Source organism: Pseudomonas sp. P7779 (assembly GCF_013386315.1).
Lineage (GTDB): Bacteria > Pseudomonadota > Gammaproteobacteria > Pseudomonadales > Pseudomonadaceae > Aquipseudomonas.
Genome location: NZ_JACARZ010000040.1, coordinates 102,642 through 122,509, shown reverse-complemented (window position 1 = coordinate 122,509; position 19,868 = coordinate 102,642). Strand labels below are relative to the sequence as shown.

The 19,868-nt window shown below is 62.4% G+C and carries 20 protein-coding genes; 11 read left to right on the top strand and 9 right to left on the bottom strand.

All coding sequences use genetic code 11. The annotated features are described in order from the left end of the window. Nucleotides 1-41 precede the first annotated feature (41 nt). The 3 genes from HX869_RS13740 to HX869_RS13730 are packed head-to-tail and all read left to right on the top strand — an operon-like array spanning nucleotide 42 to nucleotide 2,078. Nucleotides 42-683, top strand: a complete 642-nt coding sequence (locus HX869_RS13740) for a carbonic anhydrase (protein WP_177019677.1) — start codon at nucleotides 42-44, stop codon at nucleotides 681-683. Nucleotides 684-712: 29 nt separating this feature from the next. Next, complete coding sequence (gene cynS, locus HX869_RS13735) at nucleotides 713-1,183, top strand: cyanase (protein WP_003210659.1); 471 nt, start codon at nucleotides 713-715, stop codon at nucleotides 1,181-1,183. 55 nt (nucleotides 1,184-1,238) lie between these two features. Continuing rightward, the gene (locus HX869_RS13730) at nucleotides 1,239-2,078 is read left to right on the top strand and encodes a cache domain-containing protein (protein WP_003210658.1); all 840 of its coding nucleotides are present in this window, start codon (nucleotides 1,239-1,241) and stop codon (nucleotides 2,076-2,078) included. Nucleotides 2,079-2,222: 144 nt separating this feature from the next. Here HX869_RS13730 and HX869_RS13725 read toward each other — a convergent pair whose 3' ends face one another. Together HX869_RS13725 and pobA are read right to left on the bottom strand one after the other, a co-directional pair. Further along, entirely contained in the window at nucleotides 2,223-3,734 is a 1,512-nt protein-coding gene (locus HX869_RS13725; RefSeq protein ID WP_177019679.1) for an MDR family MFS transporter, read from the bottom strand. A 74-nt stretch (nucleotides 3,735-3,808) separates the two neighbouring features. After that, nucleotides 3,809-4,993, bottom strand: a complete 1,185-nt coding sequence (pobA, locus tag HX869_RS13720; protein ID WP_178903215.1) for a 4-hydroxybenzoate 3-monooxygenase — start codon at nucleotides 4,991-4,993, stop codon at nucleotides 3,809-3,811. A 189-nt stretch (nucleotides 4,994-5,182) separates the two neighbouring features. Here pobA and HX869_RS13715 point away from each other — a divergent pair, with 189 nt between their 5' ends. Next, nucleotides 5,183-6,079 (top strand): helix-turn-helix domain-containing protein, encoded by an 897-nt coding sequence (locus tag HX869_RS13715; protein ID WP_003210655.1) that lies wholly within the window; start codon nucleotides 5,183-5,185, stop codon nucleotides 6,077-6,079. Here the strand turns inward: HX869_RS13715 and HX869_RS13710 are convergent. Together HX869_RS13710 and HX869_RS13705 are read right to left on the bottom strand one after the other, a co-directional pair. Next, complete coding sequence (locus HX869_RS13710) at nucleotides 6,063-6,239, bottom strand: hypothetical protein (protein WP_162835184.1); 177 nt, start codon at nucleotides 6,237-6,239, stop codon at nucleotides 6,063-6,065. The two genes, HX869_RS13715 and HX869_RS13710, sit on opposite strands and share 17 nt — an antisense overlap. Before the next feature lie 100 nt (nucleotides 6,240-6,339). Further along, on the bottom strand, nucleotides 6,340-7,245 hold the full coding sequence (locus HX869_RS13705) for a LysR family transcriptional regulator (RefSeq protein WP_177035890.1): 906 nt from the start codon (nucleotides 7,243-7,245) through the stop codon (nucleotides 6,340-6,342). Nucleotides 7,246-7,349: 104 nt separating this feature from the next. Here HX869_RS13705 and HX869_RS13700 point away from each other — a divergent pair, with 104 nt between their 5' ends. Continuing rightward, on the top strand, nucleotides 7,350-8,222 hold the full coding sequence (locus tag HX869_RS13700) for an MBL fold metallo-hydrolase (RefSeq protein WP_102368312.1): 873 nt from the start codon (nucleotides 7,350-7,352) through the stop codon (nucleotides 8,220-8,222). Nucleotides 8,223-8,256: 34 nt separating this feature from the next. Next, on the top strand, nucleotides 8,257-8,871 hold the full coding sequence (locus HX869_RS13695; protein ID WP_178903203.1) for an NAD(P)-dependent oxidoreductase: 615 nt from the start codon (nucleotides 8,257-8,259) through the stop codon (nucleotides 8,869-8,871). A 118-nt stretch (nucleotides 8,872-8,989) separates the two neighbouring features. Here HX869_RS13695 and HX869_RS13690 read toward each other — a convergent pair whose 3' ends face one another. After that, nucleotides 8,990-9,868 (bottom strand): LysR substrate-binding domain-containing protein, encoded by an 879-nt coding sequence (locus HX869_RS13690; protein ID WP_177028549.1) that lies wholly within the window; start codon nucleotides 9,866-9,868, stop codon nucleotides 8,990-8,992. 111 nt (nucleotides 9,869-9,979) lie between these two features. Between HX869_RS13690 and HX869_RS13685 the strand changes: the two genes are divergently transcribed. The 4 genes from HX869_RS13685 (at nucleotide 9,980) to HX869_RS13670 (ending at nucleotide 15,536) form a co-directional block, all read left to right on the top strand. Further along, a complete protein-coding gene (locus HX869_RS13685; RefSeq protein ID WP_087692580.1) occupies nucleotides 9,980-11,605 on the top strand; it encodes a 5-guanidino-2-oxopentanoate decarboxylase in 1,626 nt (541 codons plus the stop codon). Beyond that, on the top strand, nucleotides 11,602-13,044 hold the full coding sequence (locus tag HX869_RS13680) for an aldehyde dehydrogenase family protein (protein WP_178903202.1): 1,443 nt from the start codon (nucleotides 11,602-11,604) through the stop codon (nucleotides 13,042-13,044). Before HX869_RS13685 ends, HX869_RS13680 begins: the two co-directional genes overlap by 4 nt. 231 nt (nucleotides 13,045-13,275) lie before the next feature. Next, complete coding sequence (locus HX869_RS13675; RefSeq protein ID WP_087692582.1) at nucleotides 13,276-14,463, top strand: cyanate transporter; 1,188 nt, start codon at nucleotides 13,276-13,278, stop codon at nucleotides 14,461-14,463. 137 nt (nucleotides 14,464-14,600) lie between these two features. Next, complete coding sequence (locus HX869_RS13670; RefSeq protein ID WP_023659100.1) at nucleotides 14,601-15,536, top strand: LysR family transcriptional regulator; 936 nt, start codon at nucleotides 14,601-14,603, stop codon at nucleotides 15,534-15,536. Nucleotides 15,537-15,664: 128 nt separating this feature from the next. On the opposite strand, the gene HX869_RS13665 is transcribed toward HX869_RS13670, so the two are convergent. The 3 genes from HX869_RS13665 to HX869_RS13655 form a co-directional block, all read right to left on the bottom strand. Next, complete coding sequence (locus HX869_RS13665; protein WP_102368307.1) at nucleotides 15,665-16,027, bottom strand: 5-carboxymethyl-2-hydroxymuconate Delta-isomerase; 363 nt, start codon at nucleotides 16,025-16,027, stop codon at nucleotides 15,665-15,667. 70 nt (nucleotides 16,028-16,097) lie between these two features. Continuing rightward, on the bottom strand, nucleotides 16,098-17,285 hold the full coding sequence (locus HX869_RS13660) for a low temperature requirement protein A (RefSeq protein WP_008437907.1): 1,188 nt from the start codon (nucleotides 17,283-17,285) through the stop codon (nucleotides 16,098-16,100). Between the two features lie 26 nt (nucleotides 17,286-17,311). Continuing rightward, nucleotides 17,312-18,247, bottom strand: a complete 936-nt coding sequence (locus tag HX869_RS13655; protein WP_003211897.1) for a LysR substrate-binding domain-containing protein — start codon at nucleotides 18,245-18,247, stop codon at nucleotides 17,312-17,314. A gap of 61 nt (nucleotides 18,248-18,308) precedes the next feature. Between HX869_RS13655 and HX869_RS13650 the strand changes: the two genes are divergently transcribed. Continuing rightward, on the top strand, nucleotides 18,309-18,554 hold the full coding sequence (locus HX869_RS13650; protein WP_023659101.1) for a hypothetical protein: 246 nt from the start codon (nucleotides 18,309-18,311) through the stop codon (nucleotides 18,552-18,554). Here the strand turns inward: HX869_RS13650 and HX869_RS13645 are convergent. Further along, nucleotides 18,509-19,840, bottom strand: coding sequence for an MFS transporter (locus tag HX869_RS13645; protein ID WP_087692587.1), 1,332 nt, complete (start codon nucleotides 19,838-19,840; stop codon nucleotides 18,509-18,511). The genes HX869_RS13650 and HX869_RS13645 overlap by 46 nt on opposite strands. Nucleotides 19,841-19,868 lie beyond the last annotated feature (28 nt).

The window sequence follows — 19,868 nt, the reverse complement described above, 5'->3', positions numbered from 1 at the left end:
ACTTCCATCCTTGCCCCATCAGCGACGCAAGGAGAACCACCATGCAAGATCTCATCGACGGCTTCCGCAAGTTCCAGGGTGAAGCCTTCACTCAACGCAGCGACCTGTTCAAACACCTGGCTACCACGCAAAACCCCGGCACGTTGTTCGTGTCTTGTTCCGACAGCCGCGTAGTCCCGGAACTGCTGACCCAGCAGGAACCCGGTGACCTGTTTGTGATCCGTAACGCCGGCAACATCGTCCCGTCCTACGGGCCGGAGCCTGGCGGCGTGTCGGCCACCGTCGAATACGCAGTGGCCGTTCTCGGCGTCAGCGACATCGTGATCTGCGGCCACTCCGACTGCGGTGCCATGACCGCGATCTCCACCTGCAAATGCCTCGACCACTTGCCCGCCGTGGCCAACTGGCTGCGCCACGCCGAGTCGGCCAAGGTGATCAACGCCGCCCGCACTCACGCATCGGATGCCGACCGGCTGAACTCGCTGGTACGGGAAAACGTGGTCGCCCAACTGGCCAACCTCAAGACCCACCCTTCCGTGGCCCTGGCCCTGGAACAAGGCCGGCTGAGCCTGCACGGCTGGGTCTACGACATCGAAAGCGGCGCCATCGACGCCCTGGATGGCCGCAGCGGGCGCTTCATGTCGCTGCTCGACCACCCGGCCACCCGTGCCCACGCCGCCTGAACCTTATTCAAACCCAAGAGGACATCACCATGCTGCAATCCCAATTCGCCCAATCCCCACGCCTGGCCCTGGCCGACACCGTCATCGACATCAAGGCGCGCAAGAACCTGTCATGGCAGGACCTCACCGACGGCACCGGCCTGAGCCTGGCGTTCGTCACCGCCGCCCTGCTCGGCCAGCATCCGCTGCCCAAGGACGCTGCCGATGTGGTCTGCGACAAGCTTGGCCTCGACCAGGACGCCAGCCGCCTGCTGCAAACCGTGCCCCTGCGCGGCAGCTTTCCGGGCGGCGTGCCGACGGACCCGACCATGTACCGTTTCTATGAAATGCTGCAGGTCTACGGTTCGACCCTCAAGGCCCTGGTGCATGAACAATTTGGCGACGGCATCATCAGTGCGATCAACTTCAAGCTGGACATCAAGAAGGTCGAAGACCCGGACGGCGGCTCCCGCGCGGTGATCACCCTGGATGGCAAATACCTGCCGACCAAACCGTTCTGATTTGCCGGCAAACCGTCTACGCTCTTGGCACACCAACAAGAACGAGGGACGGGTAATGAAGGCAATGCTCCGAGCCACCTGGCTGCTGCTGTTATGTGTTGGCCAGGTGCACGCCGCCACCGCTGAGGAGGCGGATGCCCAAGCCGCCAAGGCCTTGCTGGAAAAGGCCTTGGCGTATTACCAGACGAATGGTGACAAGGCTTTTGCGGCGTTCAGCCGCCAGGGTGAATTCGTCGACCAGGACCGTTACGTGTTCGTGGTCAACACCAAGGGCGTGCTGCTGGCGAGTGGCGGGCCCTCTTCTGCGTTGATCGGGCGCAATGTTTCCGAGGTACTGGGGCCGGATCTGAACAAGTCGTTCAAGGAGGCGTTGGCGGTGCCGGAAGGCAGTGGCATCCAGCAGGCCGATTACCGGTGGCAGAACTGGAATGACGGCAAGGTGGAACGCAAGCATGTGTATTACCAGCGCGTCGGGCAGCGGATTTTGGCCGTTGGCTACTACCTGCCGCGGGCGACGCCGGAACATGCCAGAGCGCTGCGAAACAAAGCCGTCAAGGCGCTGGAGAAAGACCCGGTTGGGACGCTCAAGGCCATCAACGCCATGCAGGGTGGTTTTCTACAGGACGATTTGTATGTGTTTGTGGTTGACCTCGACACCCAGCGCTACGTGGCCCATGGCACGACTCCGCGGTTGGTGAATACGGATTTCAGCAAGATCAAGGATCCCGACGGGAAGCCGGTGGGTGAGCCGATCCTGGCGGTCATGGCCGAGCAGGATCAGGGGGAATACAAGTACCGCTGGAAAAATCCGGTGACCGGAAAGGTTGAGAACAAGCATGCGTATTTGCGCAAAACCGGACATTTCATGGTGGCTGTGGGGTATTACAGCCCGTGAATGTCAGCTATTTAAATGCTGGAACGCAATCGAATGTGGGAGCGGGCTTGCTCGCGAATGCGGTGTATCAGCCAACCTATTTATCAACTGACAGACCGCATTCGCGAGCAAGCCCGCTCCCACATTTAATCTTCATTTTTTCGACTATTTGGCCTTGTCTTCCCGCCCCCGCAACACCCGATCAGGCATGGCAATCGCCGCCGCCAACCCCAACAACGACACCCCGGCACTGACCATCAGCAAATGCCTGAAGGTAATCAACAACTCCCCCCGCAAGGCATCCTGCGCCGGCCCAGGCGCCGCATTCAAGCCATCCAGCAGCACATTCCCCGAACTCCCTTCCGCGACCAGCGCCCCACTGGCCAGGTGCGCAAAACTGGAGTCCTGCAACAACGCCAGCAACAGCGCCGACATGCATGCCACCCCAACCGCACCGCCCAGGGAACGGAACAGGTTGGTGGTGCTGGTCGCCACCCCGATATCCCGCTGCTCCACCGAGTTCTGCGTACCCACCAGGGAAGTCGGAAACTGCATCCCGGCGGCAATCCCGCACAGCAACATAAACAGACTGGTGACCGCCACCGCCTGAGGCGCACTCAACGCCATGCCGAAAATCGCGATCGGGCTCAGGAAGGCGCCAATCAGGATCATCGGTTTATAACGCCCGGTCACCGAGGTCATGCGCCCGGCAAAATACGCCCCCATCGGCAAACCCATCGCCAGCGGCAGCAAATGCAAGGCGGCACTGTCGGCACCGGAACCGGTGACGGTCTGGTAGCGCAGCGGCATCAGCACCGTCAGGGAAATCGCCTGGAAACTGGTAAAGAAAATCGTGCACCAGCACAACACCGCGCTGCGGTTGGCAAACAGGTGCATCGGCAACAAGGGCTCCCGCGCCCGACGCTCGTGCCACACAAACACCGTCAACGCCACCACGGCACAGACCAACAGCCCCAGCACTTCATCGTCGCGCCAATGATGGCCCTGGCCGATTTCGGTGATACCCAGCAACAGCGCCGTCAAACCGACGATCATCAGCACAGTGCCGAGGTAGTCGATCACCGGCTTGCGTTGCGGCACCGGCAGCCCCACCAGCGTGCGATGGGCCACCCACCAGGCGCCCGCGCCCAGCGGCAGGTTGATCAGGAACACCCAGCGCCACGACAGGTACTCGGTCATGTAGCCGCCCAACACCGGGCCGGCCACGCTCGCCACCGCGTACATGCTGCTGAAGTAACCCTGGTAGCGCCCGCGCTCACGGGGCGGAATAATGTCGCCGATAATCGCCTGGCTGACCGAAATCATCCCGCCAGCACCGATGCCCTGGAGGATCCGCGCCAGCACCAACTGCTCCATGCTCTGGGCCATGCCGCAGAACAGCGAAGCAAGGGTGAACAGGCCCATGCCGATCAGCATCATCGGCCGGCGCCCGTACAGGTCGCCGAGCTTGCCGTAGATCGGCACCGCCACGGTCATCGCCACCATGTAGCCGGAGATCACCCAGGCCAGCAGGTTGACGTCATGGAACTGCGCGGAAATGGCCGGCATGGAAACGGCGACGATGGTCTGGTCCAGGGCCCCGAGAAAGATCGCCATCATCAAGGCGACAAGGACACTGCGCACGGCGGGTGTGGCGGGCTGATTGAGGTTGGTCACGGCAGAACCTGCGAGCAAGGGCCCGCGGGAGAAGAAGGCCCACGGGAATGCTCGTCAGTGTACTAGATAGCTGACTATTCGATAGCCTCGTAAGGAAGTCCGACGTAATTTTCTGCAATGGTTTTACGCCCCGCCTCTGAGTCCACGAAATACTCCAATTCGCTCTGTGCAATGCGCTGGCTGAAGCCGTCTGCCTCAGGAAACTGATGCAGCATCGAGGTCATCCACCAGGAAAACCGTTCGGCCTTCCAGATCCGCCGCAAGCAAATCTGTGAGTACTTTTCCAGCAACTCTACCCGGCCCTCGCGATACACCTTGAGCAGGATATTGAACAAGGTACTGACATCGCTGGCCGCCAGGTTCAAACCCTTGGCGCCGGTGGGCGGCACAATGTGGGCGGCGTCGCCGAGCAGGAACAGGCGGCCGTACTGCATCGGCTCCACCACAAAACTGCGCAGCGGCGCGATGCTCTTTTCGATGGACGGGCCGGTCACCAGTTGCTCGGTGAGTGAGTTGGGCAAACGGGTTTTCAGTTCATCCCAGAAGCGTGCATCGGACCAGTCGTCCACCGACTCATCGGCCGGCACCTGCAGGTAATAACGGCTGCGGGTCGGTGAACGCATGCTGCACAGGGCAAAACCGCGTTCGTGCTTGGCGTACACCAGTTCATCGTGGATCGGCGGGGTGTCGGCGAGGATGCCCAGCCAGCCAAATGGATAGACCCGTTCAAAGACTTTCAATGCCTCGGTGGGAATCGACTGACGCGCCACACCGTGAAATCCATCGCAGCCAGCGATGTAGTCGCAGTCCAGCCGGTAATGCTCGCCTTTATGTTCGAAGCTCAGCCACGGCTCCGGGCTTTTCAGATCATGGGGCTGCACGTTGCCGGCTTCATACAACGTTGTCGCGCCGCTGGCCTGGCGCGCGGCCATCAGGTCGCGGGTGACTTCGGTTTGCCCGTAGATCATCACCGTCTTGCCGCCGGTCAGCGTCTTGAGGTCGATATGGGTCAGTTGCCCATTCAGCGCCAGCTCAAAGCCCTCATGCACCAGGCCTTCGGCATCCATCCGCGCACTCACGCCGGCCTGGCGCAGCAGGTCGACCATGCCTTGTTCCAGCACCCCGGCACGTATGCGCCCTTGCACGTAATCCGGCGTCTGGCGCTCAAGGATCAGGGTTTCGATCCCGGCGTTGTGCAACAGTTGACCGAGCAGCAGCCCCGAGGGACCGGCGCCGATGATGGCGACTTGGGTTTTCAGCGTTTTCATTATTTTTATGGCCCGCAAGCTTCACCCGAACGTATCCGGTGAAAGAGTTGTCATTGAAGGTGTTGCTGGCATTTTTCACTTGAGTGCCCGGCATAAGAAGGTGAAAACTGAGCCCAAAGCTGCGCTTTTCGCCAATTGGGGCGATTACCGCACAACTCTCCCGAAGTATCGGATGAAGCCATGACCAAAACTGCCAGTGCCGCGATTCCAGTGTTCAAACTCTACGGTGAGAGCCAGCAATGGCCGACCCCGGATTTGTTGCACTGTGAAACCATCTCCCGGCGCAGCCGTGAGTACCAGTGGGAAATCCAGCCCCACCGGCATGCGGACCTGTGCCAGTTGCTTTACGTGCACAAAGGCCAGGCACAACTGGAGATCGAGGGGCAGCGCAGCACCCTGAATGAATCGACGCTGCAGGTGCTGCCGCCGTTATGCGTGCATGGCTTTCGCTTTTCCGAAGACGTTGAGGGGTTTGTGGTCACCCTGGCCGCGCCGCTGATGGCGCACCTGCAGGGGCAACTGGGCGCGGCGCTGGATGGCCTGAATGCCCTGGGCAGCTACCCTGCCGGCAACGACAGTGACTACCTCAACAGCCTGTTTGCGCGCCTGCAGGAGGAATACGCCAGCGACCAACCGGCGCGGGACATGATGATGCACGCCCTGGTCAGCGTGCTGCTGGTGTGGATCAGCCGCCAGGCCATCCAGCGCCGGCATCCACGGGCACCGCGGGGCCGCGAATACTTCCGCCGGTTCACCCAGCTGGTAGAGCAACATTATCGCGAGCACCCGAAAATCGAAGACCTGGCCCACAAGCTCGGGATCTCGGTCTCACACCTGAACGGTACGTGTCGGGAGTTGGGCGGGCAGCCCGCGTTGCAGATCATGCACGACCGCCAGTTGCTGGAAGCCAAGCGCCTGCTGACCTACACCAGCATGACCATCAATGAAATGTCGGAGGTGTTGGGCTTTTCCGACCCGACCAACTTCTCACGGCTGTTTCGCCGACGCGTCGGGTTCTCCCCGAAGGCGTTTCGGGAGCAGTTGAAAGCCGACCAGGACGCTAGCGAAGCGAACTGAAGGCAGCCATGTGGCCAACGCATTGACCGTGATTGCAGCTGGAGGCGAAGCCCGGCTGCATGCGGGTCTGTTCGACGCGGTAGGCGGCAGTGCCATAGAGCGCGGTGGCGGCGGCGCACAGGGTGAAAATCATCAGGTACTTTCTTGTTTTGATCGACATGATGCTGACCTCTGATCCGATCAAGAAGGTGCTTTGATAAGCATAGGTCAGCTGGGGCAAGTCGCCATTATCGGGCGACATTCAACCTGTTTATGTCGGCTTAGAGACCGACGTCCCACACCGGCTCTTCCGGAAACCTCAATACCAGGAAATCCAGCAGGCTGCGCAGCGCCGCCGGCATATGCTTGCGCGAGGCGTACACCGCGTAGATGTTCATCTGCTGCGGCTCGGCCTCGGGCAACAAGCGGATCAACTCGCCACTGCGGATGTAGTCGCCCGCCTGATAACTCGGCAGCCGCGACACCCCTGCTCCCGCCAGCGTCACCCGCAATAAGGTACTGGCCTCGTTGGCGCTGATATTGCCCTGCACCGGCACCGACACCGGCTCGCCGTTCTCCATGAAGTGCCACAGGCTTTTGCCGAAGTAGGAGTGGGTCAGGCAATTGTGCCGGGCCAGGTCCTGTACCTGCTGCGGCTGCGGATGCTCCAGCAGGTAAGCGGGCGATGCGCAGATCACCGAACGGCACAGCGTGAGGCGGCGGGCGATCAGGTTGGGGTCCAGCTCGAAGCTGGTGCGGATCGCCAGGTCGATGCGCTCATCCACCAGGTTCACCGTGCGATCAAGCATCTGCATATCGATGTTGACCAGCGGGTAGCGCTTGACGTATTCGGCCATGGCATCGGCCAGCTGTGCCTGGCCGAACGAGGTGCTGACACTCAGGCGCAGCAGGCCTCGAGGCGCTTCGTCGGGTTCGCTGACGGCGGCCTGCATGTCGCTGCACAACTCCAGCATCTGTCGGCAACGGGGCAGGGTTTCGCTGCCGGCGGCGGTCAGGCTGAGCTTGCGGGTGGTGCGGTGCATCAGGCGCGCGCCGACCCAGTCTTCCAGCTCCGCCAGGTAGCGCGACACCACCGGGCGCGACAGGTCCAGATGGTCGGCTGCCGCCGACTGGCTGCCCAAGTCCACCACCGCGACAAACACCCGCATTGCTTGAAGACGATCCATGATTTGCCCGCTTTTAGAAACAAACTATGTCCAAGCATCGCATTTTTTGTAGCGTTTGGTGCAACTAAGCTCTGTCCACACCTTACCGATGACTGGAGCTGCACATGTTTGGATTCTCCCCGCTCAAGCGCGTGGCCCTGGCCGCCGCCTCCCTGGCCTTCGCCGCGCACGCCATGGCGGCCGACCTGACCCTGGACGCCTACAACCCGGGCGAAACCGCGATGATGCCGGTCACCTCGGTACTGGTCAGCGGCGACAAAGATGCGATCCTGGTGGACGCCCAATTCGGCAAGACCCAGGCCGAGCAACTGGTGCAAAAAATCCGCGCCAGCGGCAAGCGCCTGACGACCATCTACATCAGCCACGGCGACCCGGACTACTACTTCGGCCTCGATACCCTGACCGCCGCCTTCCCCCAGGCCAAAGTCCTGGCACCGCAGCCGGTGGTGGACCATATCAAGGCCACCGTTGAACACAAACTGGCGTTCTGGGGCCCGAAACTGGGCGCGGACAAGCCTGGCAAAGCCGTCATTCCCCAGGTGCTTGAGGGCCACAGCCTGACCCTCGAAGGCAAGCAGTTGGAGGTGATCGGCCTCGACGGCGCACAACCGGACCGCACCTTTGTGTGGATCCCGTCGATCAAGGCGGTGGTCGGTGGTGTAGTCGTCGCGGAAAACATTCATGTGTGGATGGCCGATACGCAGACCGCGAAGTCCCACACCGATTGGCTGGCCACCCTGCAACGTATCCAGGACTTGAAACCGCGCACGGTGATTCCGGGTCACTACCTGGGCACGCCGTCGCTCAAATCCGTGGCGTTCACCGCCGACTACATCAAGGCCTTTGACGAAGAAACCGCCAAGGCCAAGGACTCCGCCGCCCTGATTGCGGCGATGCAAAAGCGTTACCCGAACCTGGGTGACGAGAGCACCCTGGAACTGGGCGCCAAAGTCGCCAAGGGCGAAATGCAGTGGTGAGTTGATTCAACCCTTAACCGTACTGGAGAACGTCATGAGCAAGATCGCAATCATTGGTGCCACCGGTCGTGCCGGTAGCCAACTGCTGGAAGAAGCGCTGCGTCGCGGGCACACCGTCACGGCCATCGCTCGTAATACCGACAAGATCGGCGCGCGCCCTGGCGTCACCGCCAAGCAAGTCGATGCGCTGGATGCCCAGGCGCTGGAACAGGCCATCCGCGGCAACGACGTGGTGATCAGTGCGGCGCACTTCGCCACCCTGCCTGCGGAAGCGGTGATCAACCCGGTGAAAAAAGCCGGCGTGAAGCGCCTGCTGGTGGTCGGCGGTGCCGGTTCGCTGTTGTTGCCGGGCGGCAGCCGAGTGATCGACAGCCCGGGCTTCCCCGAGGAATACAAAGCCGAAGCCAGCGCCGGCAGTGTTTTCCTCGATACCCTGCGCCAGGAAAAAGACCTGGACTGGACCTTCCTGTCACCTTCGGCGGAGTTCGTGGAGACCGCACGCACCGGCACATTCCGCCTGGGCCGGGATGAATTGCTGGTGAGCAGTGAAGGCCGCAGCTGGATCAGCTTTGCCGACTTTGCGATTGCGCTGATTGATGAAGTGGAAACACCGAAGCATTCGCGCCAGCGGTTCACCGTCGGCTACTAAGGCTGACGCGCACTAAAAATGTGGGAGCGGGCTTGCTCGCGAATGCGGTGTGTCAGTCAACAGATGGATTGGCTGACCCGGCGCCTTCGCGAGCAAGTCCCCTCCCACATTTTGATCTTCATTGTGACGGCGACTGTGCCTGGCTCACCAGCCAATCCATAAGCTGCTCCAACCCCGCCGAGGGCTCAGTGCCCGGCGGGTACACCAGGTAATACCCCATCCCCGTCGGCACCCGTAGTTCAAACGGCGTGGCCAACCGCCCCGCCTTCAGGTCCTCGCCAATCAGCGCACTGTCACCAATTGCCACGCCCGAGCCTTGGGACGCCACCGTCATCGCCAGGTCCAGGGTTTCAAAATGATGCCCCTGGGCCAGATTGCTCAAGCGTGTATTCGCCGCTTTCAACCACAACGCCCAATCCCGCTCATCCCGCGTAGGGTGCAACAACACCTGTTGCTGCAAATCGGCGGGCGTGTGCAAGTCACCGAGCAAGGCCGGCGCGCACACCGGTGTCAGGCGCTCATCGAACAGATGCCGGGCCTGGGCCGACTGCTCGGCAATCGGCGCGTAGATCACCGCGGCATCGAACTGCTCGCGGCGAAAGTCGACGGTGTAGGCCACGGTGGTGGTCAACTCCACCGGCACATCCGGGCGTTCCTGCTGCCACTGCATCAGCCGTGGAAGAAGCCAGCGCATCACGCAGGTGGAGGCCTTGAGCTGCAAGGTCTCGCGGCGGGTGCCGATCTGCTCAACCGCCTCGCCGATCAGGCCGAACACCTGCTGCGCCCGCAGTGACCATTCGCGGCCCTCTTCGGTGAGGCTCAAGCCACGAGCCTGGCGCTGGAACAGCGCATAGCCCAGATGACTTTCCAGCCCGGCGATCTGCCGACTCACCGCGCCCTGGGTGATGTGCAATTGCTCGGCGGCTCGGGTGAAGTTGCAGCACTGGGCCGTGACCCAAAAGGTGTGCAGGGCCGGCAGCGGCGGAAGACGTTTCATAAGGGCGCAGCCATGACGTGAGGACATGGCTAGTATGACTTTTTATCGATTGTTGCCGCTACGGGCCAGCCGTTCCAATACGGGCCTTTATCAACAATAAGAGCGACGACAATGGCGACCTGCGGCGAAGTATTGGTCAACCTGCTGGAAGGCTACGGCGTGGACCAGGTGTTTGGCATCCCCGGCGTGCACACCGTGGAACTCTACCGGGGCCTGGCGCGCTCGAGCATCCGCCACGTCACCCCGCGCCACGAACAGGGCGCCGGCTTCATGGCCGACGGCTATGCGCGCACCAGCGGCAAGCCCGGCGTGTGCTTCATCATCACCGGCCCCGGCATGACCAACATCACCACCGCCATGGGCCAGGCCTACGCCGACTCGATCCCGATGCTGGTGATCTCCAGCGTGCAGTCCCGCAGCCAGCTGGGCGGCGGGCGCGGCAAGCTGCACGAGCTGCCGAACCAGAACGCGATGATCGCGGGCGTGGCGGCGTTCTCCCATACCTTGATGTCGGCGGCCGAGTTGCCCGGTGTACTGGCCCGGGCATTTGCGCTGTTCCAGGCCGGACGACCGCGCCCGGTGCACATCGAAATCCCGCTGGACGTGCTGGTGGAAAACGCCGACGCGTTGCTCGGCAGCGAGCCGGTCAGCGTTTCCCGCGCCGGTGCTGCGCCGTCGGCGGTCAAGCAGATGAGCCAGTTGCTGGCGGCGGCGAAACGTCCACTTATTCTCGCCGGTGGCGGTGCCATCGACGCGGCCGCCGAGTTGACGCAACTGGCCGAAGCCCTCGGCGCGCCGGTGGCGCTGACCATCAATGCCAAGGGCATGCTGGCCGCCAACCACCCGCTGCTGATCGGCTCGACCCAAACCCTGGTCGCCACCCGCGCGCTGGTGGCCGAGGCAGACGTGGTGCTGGCGATCGGCACCGAGCTGGCCGAAACCGACTACGACGTAACCTTCGCCGGCGGCTTCGACATTCCCGGCGCCCTGCTGCGCATCGACATCGACTCCGACCAGACCGTGCGCAATTACCCGCCGCAAGTCGCGCTGGTAGCCGACGCGCAAATCGCTGCGCAGGCACTGCTTGCCGAGCTGGGCAACAAACCCCTGGCCGCCCGGGCCAGCAACTGGGGCGCCCGCCGCGTCGCCCGCCTGTGGAGCGAACTGGAACCCACCTGGGACGCCGCCACCCGCGCGCAAACCCTGTTCCTCAACACCGTCCTGGACGAACTGCCCGACGCCGTACTGGTGGGCGACTCCACTCAACCGGTGTACACCGGCAACCTGACCCTGAACCTCGACCAGCCGCGCCGCTGGTTCAACTCCTCCACCGGCTACGGCACCCTCGGCTACGCCTTGCCGGCGGCCATCGGTGCGTGGCTGGGGCGCGGCAACGGTGCGCCGGTGGTGTGCCTGATCGGCGACGGCGGCCTGCAATTCACCCTGCCGGAACTGGCCAGCGCCGTGGAAGCGCGCACGCCGGTGATCGTGCTGCTGTGGAATAACCAGGGCTATGAGGAGATCAAGAAATACATGGTCAACCGCGCCATCGAACCGGTGGGCGTGGACATCTACACCCCGGACTTTATCGGCGTGGCCAAGGCCCTCGGCGCTGCTGCCCAGCGCATCCAGGGTGTTGAGGAATTACGCAGCGCCTTGCGTGCCGCGACTGATCGCCAGGGCCCGACGCTGATTGAAATCGACCAGGGCCTTTGGATGAAGGAGGTGGCGGTATGAGCGCGGTATTGAATGGGCTGTTTATCAATGGCGCGTGGCGTGCCGGCCATGACGTGCTGGACGTGATCAACCCGGCCACCGAGGCCACCCTGGCCCAAGTGAGCGTGGGTGATGCAGGCGCGGTGACTGAGGCCATCGGCGCCGCCAGCGCGGCCTTCCCGGAATGGTCGAAAAGCACCGGCCGCGACCGCGCCGCACTGTTGCGCAAGATCGCCGAGGGTGTGAGCGCAGAGCGTGAACACCTGATGCAACTGCAATCGAGCAACAACGGCAAGCCGCTGTTTGAAGCCGGCATCGATGTGGATGACGTGATCGCCACCTTTGCCTATTACGCGAACCTAGCCGACGAAATGGACGCCACCCAGGACCGTCCGGTGGCGCTGCCCACCGAGGACTTCAGCGCCCGCGTACGCCGTGAACCCTGCGGCGTGGTGGGCCTGATCGTGCCGTGGAATTTCCCGATGGTGACCACCGCCTGGAAACTCGCCCCCGCGCTGGCGGCCGGTTGCTGCGTGGTGCTCAAGCCTTCGGAAGTGACGCCGCTGGCAGAGCTGGAACTGGCCCGGATCATCGCCTCGGTGGGCTTGCCTGCCGGTGTGTTCAACCTGGTCTGCGGCACTGGCCTGGCGGTGGGCGCGCCGATGGCGGCTGACCCACGGATCGCGAAAATTTCCTTCACCGGCAGCAACGCCGTGGGCGTGCAGGTGATGCAGCGCGCCGCCGAAACGGTCAAGGGTGTGAGCCTGGAACTGGGCGGCAAATCCGCGTTGCTGGTGCTGGCGGACGCCGACCTCGACCTGGCCGTGGAACTGGCCTGCGGCGGTGGTTTCTTCAACGCCGGGCAGATGTGTTCCGCCACCAGCCGGGTGTTGGTGGCCGACGAACTGGCGGACGAGTTTCTCACCCGCTTGCAGGCCAGGGCCGAGAGCATTCGCGTGGCGGACCCGTTTGCCGAAGACGTGGAAATGGGCGCATTGGTCAACCGTGCGCAGTACCAGCGGGTGCTGGGGCATATCGAACGTGGCGTGCAAGCCGGCGCGAAGCTGCTGTGTGGCGGCGGGCGCCCGGCGGATTTGCCTCATGGGTATTTCATTCGCCCGACGGTCTTCACTGAAGTGCCGTTGGACAGCGCGTTGTGGAACGAGGAGATCTTCGGCCCGGTGCTGTGCGTGCGCAGTTTTGCCAATGAGGCCGAGGCGGTGGCGCTGGCCAATGACAGTGAGTTTGGCCTGGTCGCGAGCGTGCTGAGCAGCAACGTGGAAGCGGCTGAGCGAGTGGCCAATGCTTTGCAGGTGGGTTTGGTGTGGATCAATGCGCCGCAGGTGATCTTCCCGCAAACGGCGTGGGGTGGTTACAAGCAGAGCAGTATTGGCCGGGAACTGGGGCCGTGGGGGTTGCAGGCGTTTCAGGAGATCAAGCATGTGATCCGGGTGGTGTAGAAACACTCAAGAGCACCACTGTTCCCTGTGGGAGCTGGCTTGCCTGCGATTGCGGTCTATCAGACACAGATGTGTTGCCTGACCCACCGCTATCGCAGGCAAGCCAGCTCCTACCTGTTGATTTGTGCCGTGTCAGCAGATGCATTTTTTCAATAGCGCCAACGACTTTCTCATTTGCCGCCCTCCCCCACGCCCGGCCTAATACTGCCCTTGTCAGTTCAAGGCTCGCCCATGGAAAACGTCCGCGCAAAACCCGCCACCGCCGTTTGGCTGATGATCAGCGTTGTGCTGGTTGCCCTCAACCTGCGCCCGTCGATGGCCGCCGTCGGCCCGTTGTTGTCGTCGATTCGCGCCGATGTGGCCCTGAGTTTCAGCACGGCCTCCCTGCTGACCATGCTGCCGGTCATGGCCATGGGCCTGGCGATGTTTTTTGGCATGGGCGTGGCCAAACGCTTCGGCGAGCATCGCAGCATTGTGCTGTCGCTGGTGGTGATCGGCCTGGCCACCGTCTCCCGGTTGTTCCTGGACTCGGCGGTTGAGCTGATCCTCAGCGCCATCGCGGCCGGTGTGGGGATCGCGATGATCCAGGCGTTGATGCCCGCCTTGATCAAGTCGCGCTTCAGCGACAACGTTTCCCTGTTCATGGGCCTGTACGTCACCGCGATCATGGGCGGCGCGGCTCTCGCCGCTTCGTTCTCGCCGTTTATCCAGGTGCAAACCGGCAGCTGGCGCATCGGCCTGGCCATCTGGGCGGTTCTCGCGGTATTGGCGCTGGTGTTCTGGTACGCCCAACGCTCGGTGCTGCCGCCGCTGCCGCAAGCCGGCGCAGGCCCGCAGGCGTCATTCTTCGGCAATCGCAGGGCCTGGTTGCTGGCGATTTTCTTCGGCCTCGGTACCGCGTCCTACACCTGCGTGCTGGCCTGGCTGGCGCCGTACTACGTGGAACAAGGCTGGAGTGAACAGAACGCCGGCCTGTTGCTGGGCTTTTTGACGGCCATGGAAGTGGTCTCCGGCCTGATTACCCCGGCCATCGCCAACCGCCGGAGGGACAAGCGGGGTGTGGTCGCGGTGCTGCTGGTGCTGATCATCGCCGGCTTCTGCGGGCTGATCCTGAGCCCGCAATACCTGAGCCTGCTGTGGCCGTGTTTGCTCGGCCTGGGGATTGGCGGCTTGTTTCCGATGAGCCTGATCCTGTCCCTCGACCACCTCGACAACCCGCGCCGCGCCGGTGGCCTGACGGCCTTTGTGCAGGGCATCGGCTACCTGATCGCCGGGTTGTCGCCGTTGATTGCCGGGATGATCCGCGACCAGCTGGGCAGCTTCGAGTGGGCCTGGTGGTCACTGACGGCCGTGGTGGTGGTGATGCTGCTGATCGTACTGCGCTTCGATCCCCGGCATTACGCGCGGCATATTCGCTGAGGTCGTGTTGTAAACATTATTTGTCCCACCTCAAACAGAGAAAGGTCCGACAGAACTTTCTATTGGTACGAGCGTTCCGTTAACATTTTGTATTGTCTTGTACCGAGTTCGGTACAAAGCGCTTGCGGACGGAACGGATGCTAAACAGCAACTTGCTTAGAAAGCTCGATATGCAGGACCTGATGGTGTTTGTCGCTGTTTACGACCAAAGCAGCGTCACCGAGGTTTCCGAAACCCTGTTCGTCAGCCAGTCCACCGTGAGCTACAGCCTGAAGAAGCTGCGCACCAGCTTCGAAGACGAGTTGTTTATCAACACCCGGGCGGGCATGCGTCCTACGTACAAAGCCGCCACCATGTACGGGCATGTGCAGAAAATCCTCGAAAGCATCAACCTGTGCCATGCCGGCAGCCAAACGTTCGACCCCACCCAGAAGGCTGTGACCTTCAACGTCTGCGCCCCAGAATACTTCGAACAGTTGATCCTGCCGCGCCTGCTGAAAAACTTCGACCGCGCCGACCTGCCGGTGATCGTCAACGTGCAGAAGCTCGAAACCGAGGTCCCGGCCGACGCCTTGCGCGACGGGCGTCTGGACCTGGTGATTTGCTTCGGGCCGCACTTTCATCGCGAGCACAAGGACATCAAGACCCAGATGCTGCTGGAGGACGACCTGGTGTGCGTGTTCGACAAACACTCGGCGCCCCGGGAACCGGCGTTCAGCCTGCAATCCTTCGTCGCCCGGCGCCATGTGTTCCCCACGCCCTGGAGTTCCGACACCAACATGATCGACGGCTGGCTGGCGCGCCAGTCCCACAAACGCCAGGTGATCGCCCGCGCCAACAGCTACAGCGCGGCGCTGAAGATGATCACCGGCACTGACTTTATCGTCACCTTGCCCCGTCGAGTGCTGAAGCTGCTGGCAGACACGACCGTGTTCGGGCATTGCGAAGCGCCGAACGGTTTGCCGGGGTTTACCCTGGATATGCAGTGGAATGAACACAGCGCGCAGGACAGCGCCAACACGTGGTTCAGGGAGCAGGTGGTGAAGGTGTGTGCGGATCAGGGATTATTATGACCCCCTGTGGCGAGGGAGCTTGCTCCCGCTGGGCTGCGTAGCGGCCCCAAGAATTTTGGGAGCGCTTCGCACTGGAGCGCCAGCCCGGTCCAGCGGGAGCAAGCTCCCTCGCCTCAGAGTATTGCCCGTCAGCCGATGGTGACTTTGCTGTAGGACTCGCGATCCATATCGACCAGCAAGACACTGAGCTGCACCTGCAGGTCTGCAGGCCAATCGCCCAGGTCCTGCAGCGCCGCCAACAGGCTTTCCGACAATTGCTTCTTGACCTGCGGTGAACGCCCGCTGAGCAGCGACAGCTTGACCGCGATAAAAGCGCGCGGGCTGATGGACGTGCCAACCTGGAATGTCTCCACCTTCAGCGCGCGGCTTTTGATATCGAACTCGGAACCGAACTGCCCGGACGCCATCAGCACGTTGTTGAGCCGCAACAAGGTTTTCTCAACGGCCAGCTCTGTGAGATTGGCGGTGTATTCCAGATGCAGATGCGGCATGAAAGGCTCCGAGTTGTTGTAGGAAAAGAGTCATACATATAGCACGGGGCCGGGCGGAATCAGACCGCTTTCAGTGTGAAACTTCGGTCAGGCTGTGCAGCGAGCGATTTTCCCAGATCGCCACGATCACCAACACCGCCGACGTCAACGCCCCCAGTACCAACGCCGAAAACACCTGCTGCAATCCCAGCGGCAGCAATACCAGCAGCATCAGCAAGCCGCCCAGGTGCGAAAACGGTGGCAACGGCCGGTCGCTCATCACCCACTTGAACAGCGCACTGCCCAGCAGGAACAACCACGGGCCGGCGATGATCGCCACCACGCCCGCCTGGCTGGCATGCCCCGGATGCACCAGCACCAGTTCGTCGGCCACGGCGCTGACGATAATCCCGGCGACGATCAATACATGCAGGTAGGTGTAGGCGATCCGCGCCTGACGGCCCGGGTCGGCAGAGCTGGCAATGCGATGGTGGGCGCGCTCGGCGCCGCTGTCGAAATAGATCCACCACAGGGCGATGCTGCCCACCACCGCCACCAGGAATGCCGCCAGCCCGTCCACGCTCCAGGGCAGTTCGGCGAAGGTCGCACCGGTCACCAGCAACGACTCACCGAGGGCGATGATCACAAACAGGCCGCAGCGTTCGGCCATGTGGTTGCCTTCCACATTCCAGTCCGCAAGCGTCGAGGGCCCAAGCCCGGGCACCCAGAAATACACCGACGGGGAAATCAACTCGATCAACAGCGCCAGGGCCCAGAAGGCCAGGCGCTGCTCGCCTTCGAGCAGCGCACCGGTGATCCAGAACACCCCGGAAAACAGCATCCACGCCAGGATCCGCTGGAAATTGCGGGTCATGTTCAGCGACTCGCCGCGCACCGCCCACAACGCAAACAGCGTGCGTCCTACCTGCATGAACACATAGGCGCCGGCGAACAACAGCCCGCGATCGGTAAACGCCTTGGGGATCGACGAGGACAGCAACAGGCCCGCCACCATCAAACCGAACAGGCCGATGCGGATCGGGATTTTTTCCGGGTCCAGCCAGTTGGTGACCCACGAAGTGAAGATCCACACCCACCACACCGCGACCATCATCAACGCCACCTGCACGGCACCGCCGATGGACAAGTGGGCGAGCAGCGAATGGGACAACTGGGTCACGGCAAACACGAACACCAGGTCGAAAAACAGCTCGACCATGCCAACCTTGCCGCTGTCATGACTGCCGCGCCCACGCAGCAAGGAACGGGATGGGGCCATGCCTGGATCTCCCTGAAGGTTTTATCTCAAGATTTGGGTGCGACCACCGGCAGCATGTCCCGCTCGCTCATGAACGCCTCCAGCCGCGAACGCATCCAGCGCTCCGCCGGATCGGTGTCAACGTGGCTGAGCCAGACCATCGACAAGTCCAGGGTCGGGGTTTCGAACGGGAACGGTTCACAGAACAGATTGCCTCCGGCGGCCATGGCCTGGGCGGTGTAGTCCGGCAGGCTGGCGATCATGTCGGTGCCGGCGAGCAGCGCCGGCAATGCGCTGTATTGCGGCACCGAGAGCACCACGTGGCGCTTGCGACCGATTTCCGCCAGCCACTCATCGGCAAACCCGGACACGTTGGCGGTGTGGGACACCAGCACATGGGGCCGTGCGCAATATTCGTCGAGGGTCAGGGGTTTGTCCGAGGCGTCCGCCCGCAGCAGGCACGGGCGGATATGCCGCAATAATTTGCGCTTGGCATTGGCCGGCAGGCCGCGGGTCTGGGTGATGCCGACGGTGATATCCCCGGAACCCAGCAGGTCCGGGATGCGCCAGTAATCCACATGCTGCACCACGAACACCACCTGCGGCGCTTCCTGGCGCAAGGCGCGCAGCAGCGGCGGCAGCAGGCCGAACTCGACGTCATCGGACAGGCCGATGCGAAAGGTCATGGTGCTGATGGACGGGTCGAAATCGTGGGTCAGGCTCAGGGCCGACGACAAGGAGTCGAGGGCCGGCGACAGGTGCTTGATGATTTCCTCGGCCCGCGCGGTAGGTTCCATCCGATGGCCGACACGAATGAACAGCGGGTCATTGAACAACGTACGCAGGCGGTTGAGGGCCGAACTGATGGTGGGTTGCCCGAGAAACAGCTTCTCCGCCACCCGGGTCACGTTGCGTTCGAGCATCAAGGTTTCAAAGACCACCATCAAATTGATGTCGGCCTTGCGTAATTCATTGCGATTCATCGGCGACCGCCCCACTGCCCTGGATAAGTCGCAGTTTAGAAACACCCGGGGCCCTGCGTCTATGCGCACACTGTTCAACACGGGCCTTTGGGACTATAAAGCAGCTTCCAAGGCTTGCGAGAACACCATCGTGCTGGTCATTTCTGCCTTGAGCGTCCTGGTTGCCGGGATTTTGCTCTGGGCCATCAAATTCATCGCTCATCCCACCGCCAGGACACTGTTACGGGTATTTGTCGGTTTGTGCCTGGCGGCAGTCGTGGCTTACCTGGTGCTGGCTTCGGGGTTTCCTACCTCGTTGCTGGTGTGACCGGGCTCCTGCTCCTGCCCCTGACGCAAACGCAAGGCGGCCAACGCGGCCACCACCAGCACCACGGCAATCACTTTCAAGCCATTCGTGGCATTGCCGGTGCTCATCTCGATCGCGCCCATCACCGACGGCCCGACAAACCCGCCGAGCAATCCGCAGGCATTGACGAAGCCCAGCCCGCCCGCCAGCGCCACGCCCTTGAGGCGCGAGGCCGGGTAGAGAAAGATGATCGACTGCACCACAAAGAACATCACCGCCGACACACAAAAGCCCAGCAGGCTGAACACCGGCCCCGACACCGAGGCAATCCCCAGCCCCAACGCCATGGTCAGCAAACCGGTAATCAACAGCCGCCGGGCACGGGTGGGCGTGGTCGCAAAGCGCGGCAGCAACACAGCGCCGGCCGCTGCGGCAATCCACGGCAATGAGGTCAGCAAGCCGACGCTCATGGTGCTCAATTCACCGTATTTGCTGATGATGCTCGGCAGGAAAAAGATCACGGTGTAGATGGTGATCTGATGGCAAAAATACACAAAGATCGCCAGCAGGATCTGCGGTGTCAGCCAGTTCTTCAGGGAATGCCCGCCCTCGCCTGCGCCCTCTTCGGTCTCCATCGCGATGCGCTGTTCAATCCCGCGCGCCTCTGCGGCCGAGAGCCATGGCGCCTTGCTCGGACGGTCCGGCAACTTGCACCACACCACCCAGGCAAACGCGACTGCCGGCAGCCCTTCGAGCAGGAACATCCACTGCCAGCCGTGCCAGCCGAGCAGCCCGTCCATGCGCATCAACGCCGCGCCCACCGGGCCACCGATGATGTTGGCAAAACACACGCCGAGCAGGAAATACCCGGTAGCCCGCGCCCGTTGCTCGCGGTTGAACCAGTAGGTGAGGTACAGCATCACCCCGGGAAACAGGCCGGCTTCGGCAATGCCCAGCAGCAGGCGCAGGATATAGAACGAGGTCTCACCCTGGACGAACGCCATGGCCGCCGAAATCAGGCCCCAGGTCACCATGATCCGGGCTATCCAGAACCGCGCGCCGACCTTGTGCATGATCAGGTTGCTGGGGATTTCCGACAGCGCATAGGTCAGGAAAAACAGCCCGGCGCCCAGGCCATAGGCCGCTGCTGAAATTCCCAGGTCAACGTCCAGGTGGTGCTTGGCCAAGGCGATGTTGGTGCGGTCCAGGAAGCTCAGCACGTAGGCGATGATCAGCAAGGGCATCAGCTTGACGAACATCAGTTTGTTCAACTCCCGTGGTTCACGGGCGGTGTTGGCAGTCTTCATCGGGCAATTCCTCTTGGCGCCCCGCCAG